The 18054-nt window shown below is 65.6% G+C and carries 22 protein-coding genes; 10 read left to right on the top strand and 12 right to left on the bottom strand.

The window, feature by feature from the left end:
* Positions 1 to 4 precede the first annotated feature (4 nt).
* Together ON40_RS33495 and ON40_RS33500 are read right to left on the bottom strand one after the other, a co-directional pair.
* Positions 5 to 850, bottom strand: a complete 846-nt coding sequence (locus tag ON40_RS33495) for a polysaccharide deacetylase family protein (protein WP_245568097.1) — start codon at positions 848 to 850, stop codon at positions 5 to 7.
* Between the two features lie 240 nt (positions 851 to 1090).
* A complete protein-coding gene (locus ON40_RS33500) occupies positions 1091 to 1795 on the bottom strand; it encodes an SDR family oxidoreductase (RefSeq protein ID WP_040829132.1) in 705 nt (234 codons plus the stop codon).
* 124 nt (positions 1796 to 1919) lie between these two features.
* Between ON40_RS33500 and ggh the strand changes: the two genes are divergently transcribed.
* Positions 1920 to 3254 (top strand): glucosylglycerate hydrolase, encoded by a 1335-nt coding sequence (ggh, locus tag ON40_RS33505; RefSeq protein ID WP_040829133.1) that lies wholly within the window; start codon positions 1920 to 1922, stop codon positions 3252 to 3254.
* A gap of 112 nt (positions 3255 to 3366) precedes the next feature.
* Positions 3367 to 4125 (top strand): glycoside hydrolase family 25 protein, encoded by a 759-nt coding sequence (locus ON40_RS33510; RefSeq protein WP_040829134.1) that lies wholly within the window; start codon positions 3367 to 3369, stop codon positions 4123 to 4125.
* A gap of 13 nt (positions 4126 to 4138) precedes the next feature.
* On the opposite strand, the gene ON40_RS33515 is transcribed toward ON40_RS33510, so the two are convergent.
* Together ON40_RS33515 and ON40_RS33520 are read right to left on the bottom strand one after the other, a co-directional pair.
* Positions 4139 to 4909: an amino acid ABC transporter ATP-binding protein gene (locus ON40_RS33515; protein ID WP_051193988.1), complete on the bottom strand. Its 771-nt coding sequence runs from the start codon at positions 4907 to 4909 to the stop codon at positions 4139 to 4141.
* A 23-nt stretch (positions 4910 to 4932) separates the two neighbouring features.
* Positions 4933 to 6747: an ABC transporter substrate-binding protein/permease gene (locus tag ON40_RS33520; protein ID WP_040829135.1), complete on the bottom strand. Its 1815-nt coding sequence runs from the start codon at positions 6745 to 6747 to the stop codon at positions 4933 to 4935.
* A gap of 197 nt (positions 6748 to 6944) precedes the next feature.
* Here ON40_RS33520 and ON40_RS33525 point away from each other — a divergent pair, with 197 nt between their 5' ends.
* Both ON40_RS33525 and ON40_RS33530 read left to right on the top strand, forming a co-directional pair.
* Positions 6945 to 7796: an alpha/beta fold hydrolase gene (locus ON40_RS33525; RefSeq protein WP_040829136.1), complete on the top strand. Its 852-nt coding sequence runs from the start codon at positions 6945 to 6947 to the stop codon at positions 7794 to 7796.
* Positions 7789 to 8358, top strand: a complete 570-nt coding sequence (locus ON40_RS33530; RefSeq protein ID WP_040829137.1) for a TetR/AcrR family transcriptional regulator — start codon at positions 7789 to 7791, stop codon at positions 8356 to 8358. Before ON40_RS33525 ends, ON40_RS33530 begins: the two co-directional genes overlap by 8 nt.
* A gap of 54 nt (positions 8359 to 8412) precedes the next feature.
* Here ON40_RS33530 and ON40_RS33535 read toward each other — a convergent pair whose 3' ends face one another.
* Entirely contained in the window at positions 8413 to 8835 is a 423-nt protein-coding gene (locus ON40_RS33535; protein WP_040829138.1) for a nitroreductase family deazaflavin-dependent oxidoreductase, read from the bottom strand.
* A 102-nt stretch (positions 8836 to 8937) separates the two neighbouring features.
* On the opposite strand from ON40_RS33535, the gene ON40_RS33540 reads away from it, so the two are divergent.
* Positions 8938 to 9906 (top strand): AraC family transcriptional regulator, encoded by a 969-nt coding sequence (locus ON40_RS33540; protein ID WP_051193920.1) that lies wholly within the window; start codon positions 8938 to 8940, stop codon positions 9904 to 9906.
* 223 nt (positions 9907 to 10129) lie between these two features.
* Here the strand turns inward: ON40_RS33540 and ON40_RS33545 are convergent, their stop codons facing one another.
* The 3 genes from ON40_RS33545 to ON40_RS33555 are packed head-to-tail and all read right to left on the bottom strand — an operon-like array spanning position 10130 to position 10991.
* Positions 10130 to 10321 (bottom strand): hypothetical protein, encoded by a 192-nt coding sequence (locus ON40_RS33545; RefSeq protein WP_157186571.1) that lies wholly within the window; start codon positions 10319 to 10321, stop codon positions 10130 to 10132.
* Between the two features lie 2 nt (positions 10322 to 10323).
* Positions 10324 to 10647, bottom strand: a complete 324-nt coding sequence (locus ON40_RS33550; RefSeq protein ID WP_157186572.1) for a hypothetical protein — start codon at positions 10645 to 10647, stop codon at positions 10324 to 10326.
* Positions 10648 to 10652: 5 nt separating this feature from the next.
* On the bottom strand, positions 10653 to 10991 hold the full coding sequence (locus ON40_RS33555) for a hypothetical protein (protein ID WP_040829144.1): 339 nt from the start codon (positions 10989 to 10991) through the stop codon (positions 10653 to 10655).
* 475 nt (positions 10992 to 11466) lie between these two features.
* On the opposite strand from ON40_RS33555, the gene ON40_RS49340 reads away from it, so the two are divergent.
* The 3 genes from ON40_RS49340 to ON40_RS33565 are packed head-to-tail and all read left to right on the top strand — an operon-like array spanning position 11467 to position 12628.
* Complete coding sequence (locus ON40_RS49340) at positions 11467 to 12165, top strand: Scr1 family TA system antitoxin-like transcriptional regulator (RefSeq protein WP_083896100.1); 699 nt, start codon at positions 11467 to 11469, stop codon at positions 12163 to 12165.
* Positions 12129 to 12371, top strand: a complete 243-nt coding sequence (locus ON40_RS56230) for a Scr1 family TA system antitoxin-like transcriptional regulator (protein WP_373282015.1) — start codon at positions 12129 to 12131, stop codon at positions 12369 to 12371. The genes ON40_RS49340 and ON40_RS56230 overlap by 37 nt, the downstream gene beginning before the upstream one ends.
* On the top strand, positions 12368 to 12628 hold the full coding sequence (locus ON40_RS33565) for a DUF397 domain-containing protein (RefSeq protein ID WP_051193927.1): 261 nt from the start codon (positions 12368 to 12370) through the stop codon (positions 12626 to 12628). Before ON40_RS56230 ends, ON40_RS33565 begins: the two co-directional genes overlap by 4 nt.
* Before the next feature lie 151 nt (positions 12629 to 12779).
* Here ON40_RS33565 and ON40_RS33570 read toward each other — a convergent pair whose 3' ends face one another.
* The gene (locus ON40_RS33570; protein WP_051193929.1) at positions 12780 to 14267 is read right to left on the bottom strand and encodes an HNH endonuclease signature motif containing protein; all 1488 of its coding nucleotides are present in this window, start codon (positions 14265 to 14267) and stop codon (positions 12780 to 12782) included.
* A gap of 369 nt (positions 14268 to 14636) precedes the next feature.
* On the opposite strand from ON40_RS33570, the gene ON40_RS33575 reads away from it, so the two are divergent.
* Positions 14637 to 15377, top strand: coding sequence for a VC0807 family protein (locus ON40_RS33575; protein WP_157186573.1), 741 nt, complete (start codon positions 14637 to 14639; stop codon positions 15375 to 15377).
* A gap of 37 nt (positions 15378 to 15414) precedes the next feature.
* Here ON40_RS33575 and ON40_RS33580 read toward each other — a convergent pair whose 3' ends face one another.
* Positions 15415 to 15912 carry a hypothetical protein gene (locus tag ON40_RS33580; protein ID WP_040829145.1) on the bottom strand — a complete coding sequence of 166 codons (498 nt, stop codon included), beginning with the start codon at positions 15910 to 15912 and terminating at the stop codon, positions 15415 to 15417.
* 103 nt (positions 15913 to 16015) lie between these two features.
* Here ON40_RS33580 and ON40_RS33585 point away from each other — a divergent pair, with 103 nt between their 5' ends.
* A complete protein-coding gene (locus ON40_RS33585) occupies positions 16016 to 16339 on the top strand; it encodes a cupin domain-containing protein (protein ID WP_245568098.1) in 324 nt (107 codons plus the stop codon).
* Between the two features lie 174 nt (positions 16340 to 16513).
* On the opposite strand, the gene ON40_RS33590 is transcribed toward ON40_RS33585, so the two are convergent.
* Entirely contained in the window at positions 16514 to 16813 is a 300-nt protein-coding gene (locus ON40_RS33590; RefSeq protein ID WP_040829146.1) for a hypothetical protein, read from the bottom strand.
* A gap of 189 nt (positions 16814 to 17002) precedes the next feature.
* Positions 17003 to 17920 (bottom strand): TIGR03620 family F420-dependent LLM class oxidoreductase, encoded by a 918-nt coding sequence (locus tag ON40_RS33595; RefSeq protein ID WP_040829147.1) that lies wholly within the window; start codon positions 17918 to 17920, stop codon positions 17003 to 17005.
* Positions 17921 to 18054: the final 134 nt, after the last annotated feature.

Consider the following 18054-nt stretch of genomic DNA (forward strand, 5'->3'; position numbering starts at 1 on the left):
CCGCTCAGACGGGCGGCAGGGTGACGTCGTTCAAGGTGACCATGGACAGCTTGCGCTCTTTGATGACGTCCACCATCTGGTTGTAGCAATGGGTGACGGCCGGGTGGTTGGCGTGGCCGATGACGATCGCCTGCGGGTTGAAGTACTTGTGCGCCATCTGGATCAGGTACTGCTCGGTGACGATCGAGGAGTCGCTCAGCGAGCCGTACCAGAGGGTGGGCACCGTGTAACCGTGTTCGGCGGCGACGCGGTCCACGGTCGCATTGTGGAAACCGTACGGCGGGCGGTAGAAGGGCGTGCCGTCGACGCCGAAGGTGTTGCGCAGGAAGGTTTTCGTGCGTTCGAGCTGATCGGCCACGCCGGCGGCGGAGAGTTTGGTCAGCGCCGGATGGTTCCAGGTGTGGTTGCCGAGCTGGATCTGCCCCGATTCGACCAGCGGGCGCAACGCGTCGCGGTGCACGGTCCAGGAACTGTAGGCGGCGGTGACGAAGAAGGTGAAGCGTGCGCCTGTGTCCTGGGCGAATTTGATGTACGCGCCCACGACTTCGGCGGCGGCGCCGTCATCGACGGTGAGCGCGAGAGTGTTGCCCTTACCGGGGAGCGCGGTGATGGTGTGCCGCGACAGGCGTGTCTTCGGGCCGCCGGGCGGGGCCGGGAGCAGCGGGACCGCGGCCCGCGTCGTCGGGAGTGCAGGCGTCGCGGATGGAGTCGCCGCCATGCCCTTGGCCAGGTGATTCGGCCCAGCACCGGAGATCGCGGCACCGTGTGTCGCATCGCATCCGGACAGTGCTGCGGCTGTCCCGGCCGCCAGCAGCGTCAACCACTGCCTGCGGTTCATCGTCGAACTCATATTCGCAGAAAACCACTTCGTGCCGGAGACCACTGACCTCAGAAATCTACCGCAGGCAGCCCACCCCTGCTTCCTGCTCCCCCGCCTCTCCGCGACTTCAGCGTGTCGTCGGGTGCCACGAAACTTCCCTGTCGGGCCGACGGTCGCGTTTCGGACGTACCCGAGGAGTTACCCATGTGCTCACGAAATCAGTTGCCGTGCGCGAGGTGTCGCGGGCTGATGTCGCTCTCGGGGCAGTGGCTACTCGGTGTCCCGGGCGATCGGACGCAGCACGATTTCGGTGGGGTGGGCGTCGCGGGGTGTTTCGATCGCGGTGCGCACCGTGCGAGCGACAGTGCTCGCGGTGAGGAACTCCCCAGGCCGGTACTCGCGGCCCTCCCCGGCCACGATGTCGCGCTGCATGTCGGTGTCGGTGCGGCCGGGATGTATTGAGGTGATCCGCAATTCGGGTTCTTCGAGACGTAGGGCGTCACCGAAGGCGCGCAACGCGAACTTGCTCGCGGCGTAGACGCCCCAGCCTGGATTGACTCGAAGGCCCGCGCCCGAATTGATCAGCACGACATGACCTCCGGCGGCACGCAGTGCGGGCAGCAGCAGCCTGGTCAGCTCGGAAACGGCGATGATGTTGGCTTCCAAGGTGTTTCGCCACTGCTGCACCGACGACTCGGCGATGGTACCGAGGTCGGCCACGCCGGCGTTGTGGACCAGCACGTCCAGGCGCTCGATCGGGGCGCAGGCGCGGGCGAGGGCCTCGTAGTCGGTCAGCTGCACCGGCCACGGGGTGTTGCCGGGGAGTTCCGCCGCGATCCCGGACAGGGCCTCTGCCGTGCGCGCGCCCAGCAGCAGGTGATGGGTGGGGGCCAGTTCGCGGGCGATCGCCGCGCCGAGGCCACGGCTGGCGCCGGTGATCAGAGCGGTCGGCGTGGGTGTCTCGGCGTCGGGCATGGGCTCACCGTAATCGACGCGGAGCGGGTGCGGCATCGCCGACCACGAGCCGCTGACGGGCCTCCCGCAGCCCGGCCGAGGTGCGCAGCGCGCATATCCGAGGGTGTCGTCGCAGAATAGGGGGATGAACGGGCCTGGTTTCACCCCCACACAGCTTGCAGCCCGTGCCGCGTACCTGCTGCGCGGTAACGACCTGGGGACGATGACCAGCGCCGCACCGCGTCTGTATCCACACCAGTGGAGCTGGGACGCCGCATTCGTCGCGGTCGGACTCGCCCCGTTGAGCGTGGAGCGTGCCGTGGTCGAACTGGACACGCTGCTGTCGGCACAGTGGAAGAACGGCATGATCCCGCACATCGTGTTCGCCAACGGTGTGGATGGATATTTCCCGGGTCCCGCGCGCTGGGAATGTCGCAAGCTCGCGGCCAACGCACCCGACGGACCGGACACCTCCGGGATCACCCAGCCGCCGGTGCACGCCATCGCGGTGCAGCGCATCCTCGACCATTCGCGCCGCCACGGGCGCAGCACCCGCGCGGTGGCCGAGGAATTCCTGGACCGGCGCTGGCCGGACCTGATGCGCTGGCACCGCTGGCTGGCCCATTCACGCGATCCGAAACAGAACGGGCGGATCACGATCTATCACGGCTGGGAGTCCGGAATGGACAACTCACCGCGCTGGGATCGCGCCTACCAGAACGTCGTCCCGGGTGATCTGCCGCCGTACGAGCGCGCGGACAACACGCTGGTGGATCCGGCCCAGCGCCCGACCGATCGCGAGTACGACCGCTATCTGTGGCTGGTCGAGCAGATGCGCCGATGTGGATACGACGATTTTCAAGAGGCGTCGTCGATGAGTTTCGCCGTGGAGGACGTGTTCGTCACCGCGATCTTCGTCCTGGCCTGTGAAGTTCTGGCCGCGATCGGTGAGGACTACCGGCTGCCCCGCGCCGATGTGCGCGAACTCTACGAATGGGCGTCGTATTTCCGCGCGGGCGTGATCGCGACCACCGATCCGCGTTCAGGCGCCGCACGCGACTACGACCTGCGGCTGGATTCCTGGATCAACACCGAGACCCTGGCCGTGTTCGCGCCACTGCTGTGCGGCGGGCTGCCCCGCGAGGCCGAACGCAACCTGCTGCGCATCTTCGAGGGACCGCGCTATTGCGGACATCCGGATCTGCGCTACGCCCTGCCGCCGTCCACCTCGCCGGTCTCCAAGGATTTCCGCCGCACCGAATATTGGCGCGGACCGGTCTGGCCGGTGATGAGCTGGCTGTTCTCCTGGGTCTTCGCCCGCCGAGGCTGGGCCGAGCGGTCGTTCATGCTGCGCGCGGAGGGTTTGCGGCAGGCCGCCGACGGCAGTTTCGCCGAGTATTACGACCCGTTCAGCGGTGCGCCGCTGGGCAGTATGCAGCAGTCCTGGACGGCGGCCTCGGTGCTGGACTGGCTCGGCTGAATTCCCAGTTTCAGTGAGATTGCCCTAAAACAGCACATCTGCGGCAATCCACTGGCACAGAACACGGTCGGGACTCTGGCCTCGACGGCGACATCCGCTTACCCTCTTGACCATGTATCGACGCATCACGGCTCATCCCCAGGTTCGTCGCTCGCTTCTGTCGCTGTCGGCGTTTGCTGCCGTCGGCATACTGTCGGCAACCGGTCCGGCCATCGCCGCCCCCACCGGTCCGGACGTCTCGTCGTGGCAGCACGTGGACGGCCGGTGGATCAACTGGTTCGCCGTGCGCGGCTCGGGCAACAGCTTCGCGATGCTCAAGGCAACCGAGGGGCTGGACTACGTCAACCCCTACTTCGTGCCGGACAGCCTGCTGATGCGCGCGGCCGGAGTCGCACGCGGCACCTATCACTACGCCCGGCCCAATCTGCCGCCCGAACCACAGGCCGCGCTGTACGCCACGGTGGTCCTGGGTCAGCACGGCGTGCTCGACCTGCCGCCGGTGCTGGATATCGAGAATTCCGGCGGACTGGCGCCGGGCGCACTCATCGATTGGACGCACCGCTACCTCAACACGGTGCAGGCCCTCACCGGCCGCGTTCCGATCGTCTACACCTACCCGCGCTTCTGGCGCACGGCCATGGCGAATTCGAACCAGTTCACCCAGTACCCGCTGTGGATCGCCGACTACAGCGGCAGACCCCAACCCGACATCCCCGGCGGCTGGCCCACCTGGACCTTCTGGCAGACAACCGATTCCGGCACCATCCCGGGCATCGCGGGCCGCACGGACGTCAACGTCTACAGCGGCGCCCAGGGCGATTTCGGCCGTTATGCCAACATGCCGTCCTCCGGAAGCAGCAGCGGCAGTTAGCCGAGGCCGAGAATTACAGCACCTGGGAGAGGAACTGCCTCAGGCGCGGGGTCTTCGCGTCGTCGAATATGCGGTCGGGCGAACCGGATTCGACCAGCTGACCCTGATCCATGAACATGACGCTGTCGGAAACCGAACGGGCGAAACCCATTTCGTGCGTGACGACGATCATCGTCATACCGCCCGAGGCCAGATCCGTCATGAGCGCCAGAACGCCCTTGACCAGTTCCGGGTCCAGGGCCGAGGTGGCCTCGTCGAAGAGCATGAGTTCCGGTTTCATCGCCAGGGCACGGGCGATGGCGACGCGTTGTTGTTGTCCGCCGGACAGATTCGCCGGGCGGGTATTGGCGCGCGCGACCAGGCCGACGGTCTCCAACTGGTCCATGGCGACCTCGCGAGCCGCCTCCCGGGACAGTCCGCGCAGCTTGCGCGGGCCCAGTGCGACGTTGTCCAGGACGCTCATGTGCGGGAACAGGTTGAAGTGCTGGAACACCATCCCGATGCGCTGCCGCAACCGGTCCGGATCCTCGCGAAGCACCGAGACGCCGTCGATCAGCACATCGCCCGAATCCGGTTCGTGCAACCGGTTCAGCACCCGCAGCAGCGTGGATTTACCCGAACCCGAGGGACCGATGACGGTGGTGGTCTTCCCGGCGTCGACGTGGATGTCGACCCCGCGCAGCACCTGGTTGCCGCCCAGGGTCAGGTGCAGGTCGGTTCCGGTGAGCGAGGAGCTGGCCCGGGTCGCGCCCGCGCCGGACGGCTCGCCGCCGGTGCCCTCGATCTCGTTGCCGTGGTGGCTCACGCTCAGCGCCCTTCCGTGGTGACGGATTGCTCGACCGGTTCGACGGGGCCGTCGACCTTTTCCGCACGCCCGGTGCGCAACCGCCGGTCGATGTAGTTGACCAGGTGCGTCAGCGGAATCGTCAACAGCAGATACACCAGACCCGCGGCGACCAGCGGGGAGAGATTGCCTGTCTGGGCGTTGAGATCCCTTCCGACCGCGAACAATTCACGCTGGGTGGCCAGCAGGCCGAGGAAGTAGATCAGCGAGGAATCCTTGATCAGCGCGATGAACTGATTCATCAACGCGGGCAACACTCTTCGGACGCCCTGCGGAATCACCACCAGCGTCATCGACTGCCGGTAACCGAATCCGATGGCACGGGCGGCTTCCATCTGCCCGGCCTCCACCGACTGGATCCCGGACCGGAAGATCTCGCCGATATAAGCCGAGGCCAGCAGCGCCAGCGCGACCGCGCCGAGCCAGTAGGGGTTGTTGCCGGTCAGATTCTTCACCACCGGGCCGACGCCCAGACCGATGATGAGGATGATCACCACGGCGGGAAGACCCCGGAAGATATCGGTGTAAATCCTTGCGGGCCAGCGCAACCAGCGCGTCCGGGAAATACCCGCCACGGCCAGCAGCATGCCGATGATCGTGCCGAGCACACCCGAAACCAAGGCCAGGATCAGCGTATTGGGCAAACCGGTTTTGAACAGGTCCGGAAATGCCTTGCGGTACAACGACCAGTCGAAGAACGTATCGCCCAACTGCCGCAGGGTCGACTTCGGCGCGGCCTGGGCCGTATTGGTGGTGTGATGGTCCGCGGCGATCTTCGCGAAATCCGGCAGCTGCGGCACCGGGGCCGCCTTCGATCCCGGCTTCCAGCCCGGCGGGAACGGCCTCGGCTCCCAGTTGGAGTACAGCTTGGCGTAGGTGCCGTCCGCGATGACCGCGTCCAGCCCGGCGTTGAGCGCATCGATCAGCGGCTGATTACCCGGCCGCACCGCCCATGCCGTGAAATTGTCCAGGCTGAACGTGTTCTGCACGATCGAGGTCGAATCCCCCGGTTTGACCGCACCGGTGGCCTGCGCCGACGGCGCCACCCAGGCATCGATCTGCCCGGTCTTCAGATTCGCGTACGCGGTGTTGTAGTCCGGGAATTTCACCGGATCCAGATGCAGCGTGTTCACCACGTACTCGTCCTGCACGGTGCCCTGCACCACGCCGATCCGCACGCCCGGGTGCAGGTCCGAGAAGCCGTGCAGCGCACTGCCGTTCGGGACGACGAGGGAGAAGTATCCGAAGTCGTAACCGTTGGTGAAATCCACCAGCTTGCGACGTTCGTCGGTGGTGGTGATACTCGACGACCCGACATCGAACCGTCGATTCGCCACCTGGGCGAGCAGACCGGAGAACTCGGTCCCCGAGAACTGCACACGCAGACCGAGTTTCGCGCCGATCGCCTTCAACAGCTCGTTGTCGAATCCGGTGAACTGCCCCTTGGAGTCCACGCAGATGCTCGGCGGCGCATCGGACAGCGTGCCCACGCTCAGCACGCCCGGCGCCAGCAGACCCAGCTTGCTCACATCGATCTGGTCGAGGGGTTCGGTGGTCTGGGTGGTGAATCGATCGGCCCCCGCCGACGCACCCGCGGCCAGGTTCGTCGGCGCGGCAGCCGCGGCCGCCTCCCCCGGCGGCGAACACAGATCCCGGCTAGCCGACGAATTGCCCCCATTCGATCCGCAACCGGCCACGAACAGTACCGCGAGCAGGGACAACACGGTGACCAGTACGCGAAGCACCGAACGAGGCAAACGGACCATAGCCGGAAACATTAGCCGGGTACCCGGCACGGACGGACGTAACGGGCGGGGATCGTCGGGCACGGCAGCCATCATCCGGTCGCGGGGACCGCGCGGGAACCTCTGCGATCAGCTTGATTCGAGCGATCCGATCGACCTGTTGACACCCTCGGCTAATTCGATTAGCTTTATGGCTATCAGCTTTAGCCGCTAGCTCCACAGGAGTTGACATGACCGAGTACCTGACCATCGGCAATGGACAGATCGCTTACGACGTGACGGGCGAGGGCCCCCTGATCGTGCTGTCGCACGGCATGGGCGATCACCGCAACGCCTTCCGCCACCTGGTCCCCCTGCTGGTCGACGCGGGTTACCGCGTCGCGAACGCCGATCTGCGCGGGCACGGCGACTCCAGCATGAACTGGACCTCGCACGACGGCAGCGAGGCCATCTCCCGCACCGACGTCGCGGGCGATCTGCTCGCACTCATCCGGCACCTGGGTGGTCCGGCGGTCATCATCGGACATTCGCTCTCCGGTGGCGCGGCCACCATCGCCGCAGCTCAGGCTCCCGAACTGGTGACCGCGATCGTCGAGCTCGACCCGTTCACCAAGAAGCAGACGTTCCCGCTCGGCGCACTGCTGACCGTGCGGCGCTACCGGCGCGGCGCACTGCGGCTGATCGGCACGCAGCTGTTCAAGAGCCTCGGTATCTGGATGAGCTACCTGGATGTCGCCTACCCGAACAAGCCGTCCGACCACGCCGAGGCCATGGCCACACTCGCCGCCAAACTCCGCGAGCCCGGTCGTTTCGCCGAGTTCATGAAGACCGGCAAGTCCACCCCCGCCGACGCGCACGCGCAGCTGCCGAACCTCGCCGGCCCCGCGCTGATCATCATGGGCACCGAGGATCCGGACTGGGCCGATCCGAAGGCCGAGGCCGATGCGGTCGTCGCCCTCATGCCCGCCGGACTGGGCCGGGTCGCCATGCTCGAGGGCTCGGGACACTACCCGCACGCCGAGGCCGCCGAGCAGGTGGCCGAGCTGACCCTGAAATTCCTTGCCGGACAACAGCATGCCTAGGGCCGGCCTGAGCCGGGCCGAGGTCGTGCGCGCGGGTGCGGAACTGGCCGACGAGATCGGCTTCGCCAACCTCAGCATGGGGTTGCTCGCCGAAAAGCTCAGTGTGCGAACGCCTTCGCTCTACAAGCACGTGGCGAGCCTGGCGGAACTGCAGCACGATATCGCGGCATTGGCCATGTCCCAGGCCGACATCCTGATTCGCGACGCGATGCACGGCCTGTCGGGTACCGAGGCGTTACGCGCCTTCGCGCACGCCTTCGGCGATTATGTGGCCGCGCATCCGGGCCGCTACAACGCGATCAACGCCGCCGGTTTCACCGGACCCGATGATCCGCTGCTGGAATCCAGTGGGCGCGTCATCGATTCGATCGCAGCGGTGCTGCGCGGCTACGGAATTCCCGATGCGGACATGGATCACGCGGTCCGCACGCTGCGCTGCGCCTTCCACGGATTCGCCGCCCTGCAAGCCTCCGGCGGGTTCCACTGGACCGGCGAACCGCAGGACAGCTACGAGTGGATGATCAGCTTCATCGATCGCGGACTCCGCAGCACGGACGGATGACGCAGCCTCAGCTGCCACAGACCGGGCGAGGTCTTCGATCAGGAACTTCCCCGGTCAGGCCCGCACCAGTTCGATGACGGGGATGATCCGAGTCGTCTTGCTCTGGTACTCGGCGAACTGCGGCTGCACGGCGGACTGCTTGGCGTAGATCTCGTCGCGCTCGGCGCCGCTGAGTACCTTCGCGGTCACCGGGAAGGTCTCCGTGCCGACCTCCACCTTCGTCTCCGGGTTGGCCACGAGATTGTGGTACCAGGCCGGGTTCTCGTCGGAGCCGCCCTTACTGCCGAAGACGAACAACCGCTCGCCCTCGCCGAAGTACACCAGCGGCGCGATCCGCTCGGTGCCGGACTTCGCGCCGACGTGGTGCACCAGGATCAGCGGCACGTCCGCGAAGATGCCCGAGCCCTTACCGCCGGTGCTGCGGAACTCATCGATGACCTTGCGATTCATTGCGTCGAAGTCGATAGCATCTGTCATGGCACCACTATATGGGCTCTAGTCGCTACAAACGATGATCAAAACTGTCGAAATCATATCCATTTGTTTCATCGATTCGAGAGCATCGCTATCCTTGGATACATGGATCTACTCGCCGATGTGCTCACCGTCGCCGGAGTTCGCGGTGCGGCCGGTGCGCGGATCGAGGCCGCCGAGACCTGGAAGACCTCCTGGCCGCACATCGGTCGCCCCGTGTTCTACGCGGTCACCTCGGGCACGGCGTGGCTGCGCGTCCCCGGGCTCGAGGCCGAACAGTTGATGCCGGGCGACGTCGTTCTGCTGCCGACCGGGTCCGAGCACACCTTGGGTAGCGATGTCGACACCGTCCCGTATTCCTGCGATTGCGCGACGGCCGAACAGGCGCGCGCCCAGGCGAGTGTGCTGCGCATCGGCGAGGGCGAGATCCGCACCCACATCCTGGGCGCCTCCTACGAGTACGACCCGGTGGTATCCACCCAGGTCCTGGCCTCGCTACCGGAGATGGTGCACATCCGCGCGGACAACGGCGGCACCTGCCTGGACGACACCGTCCGTCTCCTGGCTCGCGAGCTGGCGGTTCCACAGATCGCCGGCGCGGTCGTGCTCAACCGATTGGTCGACATCCTGCTCATCCAACTCCTCCGAGTCTGGATGTGCCGAAATCCGGTGCAGGATAAGGGCTCCTGGCTGGGCGTCCTGAGCGACCCTCTGGTGAGCGTAGCGGTGACCAAACTCCACCAGGACCCATCCAAACCCTGGACCACCGACCTCCTGGCGACCGAACTCTCGGTCTCCCGCACCACCCTCGCCCGCCGATTCCGCACCGTCGCGGGCGAAACCCCCGGCAGCTACCTGACCCGCTGGCGAATGAACCTCGCCGCAATCCGCCTCCGGGACACCGACGACACCCTCGAAACCATCGCGCACGCAGTCGGTTACACCTCGATGCCCGCCTTCAGCCGAGCATTCCGGCGGGATCGCGGCCAGGCGCCCGGGACCTACCGCCATGCGGTGCGCGCGGATGCCACTGCAGGCGCGGAATTCTGCGCACAGCGGGTCGCTCACCGCTGATGCAGACCTGTGGCGACGTTATCTGGCGACCATTCCACGACGGCGTCCGCCCACCGGGGCGCGGCCACTCCGCTGCGGCGCGCCCTCGAGCGCCTGAACTCGGAGCCGAGCGGTCAGGCCCCTGAGTTCAGGTGTCCCCGCCGAGTTCTCCACTGCGAAAAGCATTGCGATGAAACATGGTCGGGATTCGCCCCGCCGCCGCCGAGGTCGAGCCCCGCGGGAGTCAGGTACCTAGCCAGCGGGCGATTTCGTCGAGAGTTTCTGCCTCGTAGAGTAATTCGCCGTCAGTGGCGTCGAGCAACTGCCATTCGGCGGACGACCATCGGTCGCAGTCGAGTAGATATCCTGCTCGTTCGGCGCGGGCGCTGACCTCGCGGAGTTGTGCCGAGGACGGTTCGGCTGGTTTCTGGTCCACGGTCAGGCCCACTGTCGATGGTGCCGGGAGGAGTCCGGAGTGATACGGCCCTCGGCTATCAGCATTGCCATGGCGATATGTTTTCTCGCGCAATCATGTTCGCGATGAATCTGCATTGCCCGGTGGGCTTCGGCGAGCGTGAGCGGGCGGCCCGGGAGCTCACAGCTCCAGTGCGCGGGCCACGGTATCTGCGCGCGGCGGGTGTGGTCGCGGATGGGTCTGCGGCGACGTTCGGAGTCCGGCCATGCGCACGCGACCGCGAGTAGTGCCGCCACGCTGGCCGCGATCACCGTGACCACGTTCGATATCGCATCCCATGCGGTCACGGCAGTCACCCCCGACCACCGGCGCGCATATCCGCCACCAGCTTGTCCAGGGTGTCCAGGACCTGCCGGAAGGTCTGCGGCTCAGGGTAATCGGCAGGCTCGGCCGGGCAGGCGACCGGGAATTCGATACCGCGTGCGTGGGCGCGCTGACGCGGACTGAATTCCGGCGGAACGATACGACCGTGATGCACGAGCGTTCCATAGGCGACCCATTTCCATGCGCACCGATCCATTCGGCACATGTGATGTTGTTGCATCAGCCCATGCGCCAATTCCAGTTCGGCATGGTCGCATACGCCTGAAGAAATCACCAGATCGTCCCCACTTCCTGTGTAGTACAACATTTTTCACACCCCTCGTGCAGTACCGGATCAATCGAATCGACTCAAGCATCCAGCCGTCCGCATTCGGACCCTCTGGCCGCCAACGCGTCTCGTCCCAGCCGGGTGATTTCATAACGCCCCCTGCGCGCCCCGGTGACGATAAAATCGCGCTCGAACAGGCTCGACACCGCTTGGTGTGCCCGCCACGCGCCGAGGTGCGCGGACGCCGCTAGCCGGCATTCGGTGAGTATCCCGCCGCAACTCAGCACTTGCAGCACCCGGGCCTGTGCGCTCGAGAGATATCCGCGCTGTCGAACCATGCGGCCCATCGTGCTTCACTCGAACACCGTTGCGACAGTTACGAACACAGGCCCGAAACAACTCATCCAACGCACCAGAATTCGGTCCGATACCCCGTAGGATCACGTCCGAACCGGACCGGGTTCTGGTCCGATCCGGACCGAGCATTTCGGACCGAACAGGGAAGGGGGAACTCATGACGAAAGACGATCAGCCCGGTTCGACACTTCCGCGCCGCCAACTGGGCCGCGCACTTCGGGACGCCCGCGAAGGGGCCGGGTTCACTTTGGAACATACCGCCCAACTCATGGAGATGGGCAAGACTTCACTCGCGCGGATTGAAAAAGGTCAGAACGACAAGGTCAGATCAAGAGATATCGAGGCACTCGGAGAGCTGTACGGACTGTCCGCCGAGCGCGTAGAGGAGCTGAAAGCTCTTGCACAACAGATGGCTACAAAGTCCTGGTGGCAAGCGCAGCGGCATTTAATGCTTCAAGGGTTCAGCACCTACCTAGGGCTCGAGGCGGGCGCATCACGCTTGTCTTTCTACCAACCGTTGATGGTGCCGGGCTTGTTGCAGATCAATGATTACGCGAAAGCTGTTGAACTGCAGTATTTCCCAGATGATACGGCAGAAGACCTCGAACGCCGCGTTGAAGTTCGGATGCGTCGCGCAGCAGTCCTCACCCGCAAGCGCAGGCCGATCGATGCCGAATTCGTATTGCACGAATGCGTTTTGCACACGCTGGTGGGTTCGAAATCCATCATGGCAGCACAGGCACGGCATCTAGCCGACATCGGTTCGCGATCGGTACGCGATCGAATGTCTCGATTCAAATCCTCCCGTTCGCTGCGGGAATTCCATGGGATGGCACGCCTGTGCAGCTCTACATAATCCTCGACTTTGCGCAGTCCGAGCGACAGAATGGTACCGAGCCGCCAATTGTCTACACCGAAAAGACGATCGGGACAATGTTTTTCGAAGAGGAAGACGCCGTGCTCCGCTATCGCGAGATCCACGCATGCCTGAAGCAATCCGCATTGGCGGAACAACCATCGCGAGACCTGCTCAGACAGGTAGCAAGGAGATACGAGCAATGACCATCGACCTCACCGAGGCCCAATGGTTCAAATCAAGCTGGAGCCCCGCGAAGGAGGCTTGCGTCGAGGTCGCCTGGCTCACCGCCGGACACGTCGGCGTCCGAGACTCCAAGAACCCCGACGGCCCAGCACTCATCTTCACTCCCGACGAGTGGACAGCCTTCACAACCGGCGCCGAACTCGCCGTGGACGGCGGTGGCACTCAGCTCCGGGACTCGGCCCCGGTGAAACCGCGATTACCGAACGAGACCCGCTGACTACCAGTGGAACAGCGCCGATCAGTCCAGCTCGACTTCATCACCTCGAACTGCCTGCTCGCGGCAGTGGCGTCCAGAGATAACCACCGCCCCAGTACTCGTCTACCGAATCAGCAGGTGCGAGTGCCCCGGCAGGGGATCCCCGCCGGGGTCAGGCCGCGGTATCGCCGGGTTTTCGCTCACGCAACCGACGCTGATACGCAGCACGTTCTCGTTCACACCGAGCGTGGATGCCGGCGATAACTTCCGCAAGGAGTTCTCCCACTCGGTGGCGATGGTTCACTCGTGCTGTACCGGTGGGGTCGATATGGTCCGGTGCGATCCACGCGGTCCGGCCCGGGAACTGTGAATCATCGTCCAGGACAACGGTTTTCCAACCAGTCTCGCTGTCGTTGATCAATGAGTGGCAGTGATCGCACGCCAGGACCAGGTTCTCGATATCGGTCGGCCCGCCCTTGCTGAAATCCCGCACATGATGCACCGCGCACAGTGATGCGGGCGCGTCGCATCCAGGCCGTGAGCAGCCGCTCAATGCCGCGATGAGTGAGATTCGTTGTGCGGGTGAGGCCAATCGCCGCATCCGGCCGAAATGTAGCGGTAGACCGGCGTGGTCGAATACCGCCAGGTATGGGCGTGATTTCTCGGCCAGTCGCAATGCCTCGTCAATCGCGATGGTGCCACCGGTCGCGGTGGTCGCTACCCCGGCCGCCTGCTCCACGTCCTCGATTCGCATAGTGAGCACGGTGGTCACCGGGATCCCTCGATGCGCCCCCAGCGTGTCGGTGTTCACCAGCGATTGCAGCAGTAGCGTGAACGCGTCGTGGGTGCGCTGCGCGGCGGACCGGGTATCACGTTGCGCGGCAGCGGCGATCAGCTGCGGATCGGCGCGGTCGATATCGGCGCCGGGACTGGCCGGGTCCGCCGGGTTCGCCACACCGGGGCGCGCGTACTTGGCCAGCACCGGATCCAGCAGGGCACGCAACACCGGATCGATCTCACCGTGGATCGGGGACATCCCGTCCGCGCGCTGCCGCCCGATCCGGATGCCGCGCATCCGGGCGCGATCGGCCTCGTCGGTGATCCGCCCGTCCGGGTCCAGATGCGCGAGGATGCTCTCACCGACCTTGCCCACATCGTCGGGAGAGCCGGTGACCGCGAATTCGGCCAGAATCTGCTCCGCCGCGGCACGATCGGCAGCCTCGACTGCATGCGGAACCCTGATCATCACTGCCGCGATACCTCGCGCATGCTCGACCGAGATATCCCCACGACGCAATGCTGTTGCCGTGCACGGCAGTTCGGGCTCACGCTCGGCACCGGACAGATCACGAAACACACCCACTCGCGTGGCCGCACGCACCCGCGCACCCGCCTCGACGTTCGACAACCGCAACGTCTCCATCAAGTACCGTTTGATCGTCTTGGCGCCCGACTCCGCGGGAATCGAGCGGGAATCCACCTCGAGCAGCACTCGATGCTGCACCGCAACCAACATCCGCGCCGCGCGCTCGACTCCACGCAACAACTCCACCACTCCACGATCGGACAGCGGGGTCAGCGACTGTTCGACCAGATCACCGACGGCGGCCAGCAACGCATCCGCGTTGGGCCCTCCGGTCGGCGCACTGTTCGAATACATGTTCGAACCCTATCCCGAAAACCCCCTCCGGAAAACCCCCGCAACCCATGTGAAATCAGAATCTTCACTCTGGGCAAGAGATCAAACCCGCTTGCACACACCACTTTTCGAAAGAATGCCCGCTCGCGACCGATTGTCGATAACGCACATAGCAATCAGTCAGCAAGGATTCGATGTGCGGCCTGGATCGAGGGCACAACCATCCGACGAACTACCCGGTCCGGTATGGGTGGAAGCGGACATCTCCACCTTGTCCACCCCTCGGCCGATGCGGACGAGTGGGCGGAACGCGAAATATGGACGGCGACGCGGGAACTCCCGATTCCGCGAGACGTCGACGACCAGCACATCGAGAAAGGCACGCACGCAATGGCATTCGCAGACGCACAGAACGTCCCGGACACCGCGCGACCCGAGTCGAATCGTTCCGAAGAGCCGGTAGGCGAGCCGGATACGGCCGCCGCCGCACCCGCACCCGGAATGGACCGCAAGGCCCTGGGGCGCCAGTTGCTCCGCGACGCCGGACTGCCGATGGCCACCTACTACGGGCTGCATGCCGCCGGGGCGAGCAATCTGGTCGCCCTCAGCGGCGGAACGGTGCTGTCGGGTGTGTTCGTGGTCGCCGAGATCGTGCGCAAACGCCGGATCGATCCCTTCGCCTCGGTGATCCTGGCCAGCTTCGTGCTCGGACTCGGGCTGACCTTCGCGTCCGGCGACGCCCGCTTCGCGGTCGCCAAGGACTCCTTCACCACCGCCCTGATCGGAGCGGCCTTCCTGCTCAGTACGGCGATCGGCAAGCCCCTGATCTACGTCAGCGCACAACGCGGCATGTCCGCCGACGCCGCCGCCGCATTCCGGCAGCGGTACCGCACCAGCCCGCAGATGCGGCGCGTAATCACCACCCTGAGCATCATCTGGGGCGCGGGACTGTGCGCCGAGGCCGCGCTGCGTGTGGTGCTCGTCTACCACCTGCCCATCCCGACCATGGTGTGGCTGTCCACCGTCATGACGGCTGTCACCTTCGGGGTGCTGATCGCCATCACCATGGCGGTGGTCCGCCGCGCCCGCGCCCGTGCCGCACATGCAGACGCCGCGACGACGCCCGCCTAGCGCGCGCCGACTTTGCCCGGCGAGTCCGGACATGTGGTCATGGAGCGTTCGAGTGCGTGGCGGCCGCGAGGATTCGGGAGGTGCGCGCGGTCTGGTACGAGGTGTTGCCCAGCGCCGCCAACCCCGCGACTGCCACCAGGAGCAGGGCCCAGCCCCACGCCCATTCCATGGCCTCGACGAACTCCCAGGTCTCCTTGACCGCGATACACCTCGCGCCGCCCGCGACCAGCAGCCAGCCCAGCGCGGTATTGGAGAACGTCAGGATCCGCTGCACCTCGTCGGCCGTAAGCACCTGCAGCACAGAGTGTTTCATCCGTTCGCGTTCCTGGCGATACTTCCGGTACGCCACCGGCGGCACCAGCCACCACCACGGCGAGACACGACGCGGCGAGACGACATCGGGTGGAAGCTCCCGCCGCTCGGTCGAACCTTGATCCCGCAACTCCATCGCCGCCTGATACAGCGGCCCCGCCACCAGCAGCCACGCCCCGAACGCCCCCAATGCCGCGATCACCGGATCGTGCGTCACGCTCATCCCTCCAGAAGGAGTGTCAACACTGCACGTAGCGTACGGTGCCACCGGCATGCGCATCCGTTCCCGGGCGCTCGTCCGCCTCACCGTTCGCCGAGGTGGTGCCATGATCGAGACATGCGTTTCTTCGATGCCGGTGCATTCACCGCCGACCGTCCCTGGGGAGCCCTCGATATCACCCGAGATCGATACCGCGACGATCCGGCTGCACTGGACCGACCAGCCGTACAAGTGGCACGTCAATGACGGCCCGGAGGTCTTCGTCGTGCTGGACGGCGCGGTCGACATGCACTATCGCGAGAACGGCGAGGAACGCGTCGAACGCCTGACCCCGGGCCGGATCTGTTACGCCCAGGTCGGCGACGAACACGTCGCGCACCCGGCGCCGGAGGTTCGGATTCTCGTCGTCGAACGTAAAGGGAGCGTCTGAGCGGGTAGCCGGTCGCTGCACCTCGGGCCGTCCGCGGCACGGCTCAGCTACCGGCACGATGTATCGAAAGGCGATCAATACCGAAGCCGGGCCGATGGATTCACGGGTAGTGCAAGGCCGGGATGCTGTTCAAATCGTGGATCGTCGCGACGCTCGTTCTCAGACTCCACACCGTCATGCCCACGGCGATGATCCGGCCACGAATCCGAGGATCGACGGCACACCGGCGCGACCGGCGAACCTGCGCCAGCCGACGACGAAGCCGACCCCCGACACGACAATTCCCGCCAACGCCACCACCAGTAGCGGAGCGTGCAGGGCGACGGCGCCGGGCACGGTGGTCATCACGACCGAGAACACGGCCAGGAACGGGGCGATCACCAGACTCAGGACGCCGAGCAGGAACCCGGCGACCGCCACGACGTTGCCACCGCGTGACTGCGGCGGAAGTGTTGGTCGCTGCCAATCGTTCACATTCCCGATTCGACCAGACCGGGCGAGCGCGAGGCCAGTTGTCTTCCCCGGATCGGGAGACCTCGACGTAGCGGGCAGATCTGTGCGGCTGCGCCGTTCGGCGATGCAGATTGGGTGGATATCTGCCGAGCAGCAGCGACACGTGCTGAGATATCCGCGCAGCGCCCACCGGCAGGATGCGGGGAGTTGTCAGCCGAGGCCGATCAAGGCCGGGGCGAGGCTGACGTAACCGTCTATGCCGGAAGCGAATTCGATGCCGATCGGTTGCAGGAGGGTGACGTGGTCGGCTCCGGCGGCGAGGTGTTCGCGGATCTTCTCGGCGATCGAATCCGGGGTGCCGTGCGCGACGAGGGCGTCGACCACTTGATCGTCCGGTGTGGTGTTTTCCGCTGTCTCGTAACCGAATTCGGCTATCGTGGCGCAAAAGGACGGACGGGTGGACCAGGTGGATACGACCTGTCGTGCGGTTTCGCGGGCTCGGGCGAGGTCGTCGTCGATCACGGCGGACAGGGCCACTACGAGCAGTTTGCCGGGGCCGAGGGTTTTTCTGGCCTGGGCGGTGTGTTCCGGCGGGAGTCCGGCAGGTAGCGCACCGTCGGTGATCTCTCCGGCCAGCGCGAGCATTTTCGGGCCGTTCGCGGCGAGGATTCGCGGGTACACGGAATCCGGTGCGGGAGGCCAGGTTTCGCTGTTCATTCCGGTGACGTAGTCGCGCATGGCGGTCAGGGGGCTGCCGAACGGTCGGCCGACGCTCTCGGCCTGTTGCGGGTAGCCGACGCCGAGGCCGAGTACGAAACGGTCCGGGTACGCCTGGGCGAGGTAGGCCGCCGCGCCGTGTGCGGTTTGCGGTGGGCGAGCCCAGATGTTGGCGATGCAGGTGCCCACCGTGAGGCGTTCGGTGGCGGCCAGCAGGACGGACAGGTGTGTGAAGGCGTCCTTGCCGATGACCTCATTGGTCCACAGGGCGCGGTAACCGGCGTTCTCCAGGCGGCGGCCCGCGGCGCGCTGCACGGTCGCCGACGGGGTGCTGGTGAAGGTGACCGGCAAACTCGCACCGACCGGTCCGAGTGCTCGGCGTGCCGTGTCCACGGCGAGGTCGATCGTCATGGGCGTTCCTCCAGGTGAAATCGCTGCGGGGTGGATAGGTCCACTGTGCTGCCGCGAGCGACTCGCGATCCAATGAATCTTCCGCATCAGGCATTGCGATTCGCGTATCACTGCAGCTGGGGGACATCGATGCG

This window comes from Nocardia jiangxiensis NBRC 101359 (genome assembly GCF_000308615.1).
GTDB lineage: Bacteria > Actinomycetota > Actinomycetes > Mycobacteriales > Mycobacteriaceae > Nocardia > Nocardia jiangxiensis.

Bases quoted from the DNA above. Each gene is read 5' to 3' on its own strand.
- ON40_RS33525 (WP_040829136.1), top strand. From the start codon at position 6,945: ATGACCGAGTACCTGACCATCGGCAATGGACAGATCGCTTACGACGTG.
- ON40_RS33500 (WP_040829132.1), bottom strand. From the start codon at position 1,795: ATGCCCGACGCCGAGACACCCACGCCGACCGCTCTGATCACCGGCGCC.
- ON40_RS33565 (WP_051193927.1), top strand. From the start codon at position 12,368: ATGACCATCGACCTCACCGAGGCCCAATGGTTCAAATCAAGCTGGAGC.
- ON40_RS33585 (WP_245568098.1), top strand. From the start codon at position 16,016: ATGATCGAGACATGCGTTTCTTCGATGCCGGTGCATTCACCGCCGACC.
- ON40_RS33555 (WP_040829144.1), bottom strand. From the start codon at position 10,991: ATGTTGTACTACACAGGAAGTGGGGACGATCTGGTGATTTCTTCAGGC.
- ON40_RS33575 (WP_157186573.1), top strand. From the start codon at position 14,637: ATGGCATTCGCAGACGCACAGAACGTCCCGGACACCGCGCGACCCGAG.
- ON40_RS33530 (WP_040829137.1), top strand. From the start codon at position 7,789: ATGCCTAGGGCCGGCCTGAGCCGGGCCGAGGTCGTGCGCGCGGGTGCG.
- ON40_RS49340 (WP_083896100.1), top strand. From the start codon at position 11,467: ATGACGAAAGACGATCAGCCCGGTTCGACACTTCCGCGCCGCCAACTG.
- ggh (WP_040829133.1), top strand. From the start codon at position 1,920: ATGAACGGGCCTGGTTTCACCCCCACACAGCTTGCAGCCCGTGCCGCG.
- ON40_RS33520 (WP_040829135.1), bottom strand. From the start codon at position 6,747: ATGTTTCCGGCTATGGTCCGTTTGCCTCGTTCGGTGCTTCGCGTACTG.
- ON40_RS33495 (WP_245568097.1), bottom strand. From the start codon at position 850: ATGAGTTCGACGATGAACCGCAGGCAGTGGTTGACGCTGCTGGCGGCC.
- ON40_RS33595 (WP_040829147.1), bottom strand. From the start codon at position 17,920: ATGACGATCGACCTCGCCGTGGACACGGCACGCCGAGCACTCGGACCG.
- ON40_RS33570 (WP_051193929.1), bottom strand. From the start codon at position 14,267: ATGTATTCGAACAGTGCGCCGACCGGAGGGCCCAACGCGGATGCGTTG.
- ON40_RS33510 (WP_040829134.1), top strand. From the start codon at position 3,367: ATGTATCGACGCATCACGGCTCATCCCCAGGTTCGTCGCTCGCTTCTG.
- ON40_RS33535 (WP_040829138.1), bottom strand. From the start codon at position 8,835: ATGACAGATGCTATCGACTTCGACGCAATGAATCGCAAGGTCATCGAT.
- ON40_RS33540 (WP_051193920.1), top strand. From the start codon at position 8,938: ATGGATCTACTCGCCGATGTGCTCACCGTCGCCGGAGTTCGCGGTGCG.
- ON40_RS33580 (WP_040829145.1), bottom strand. From the start codon at position 15,912: ATGAGCGTGACGCACGATCCGGTGATCGCGGCATTGGGGGCGTTCGGG.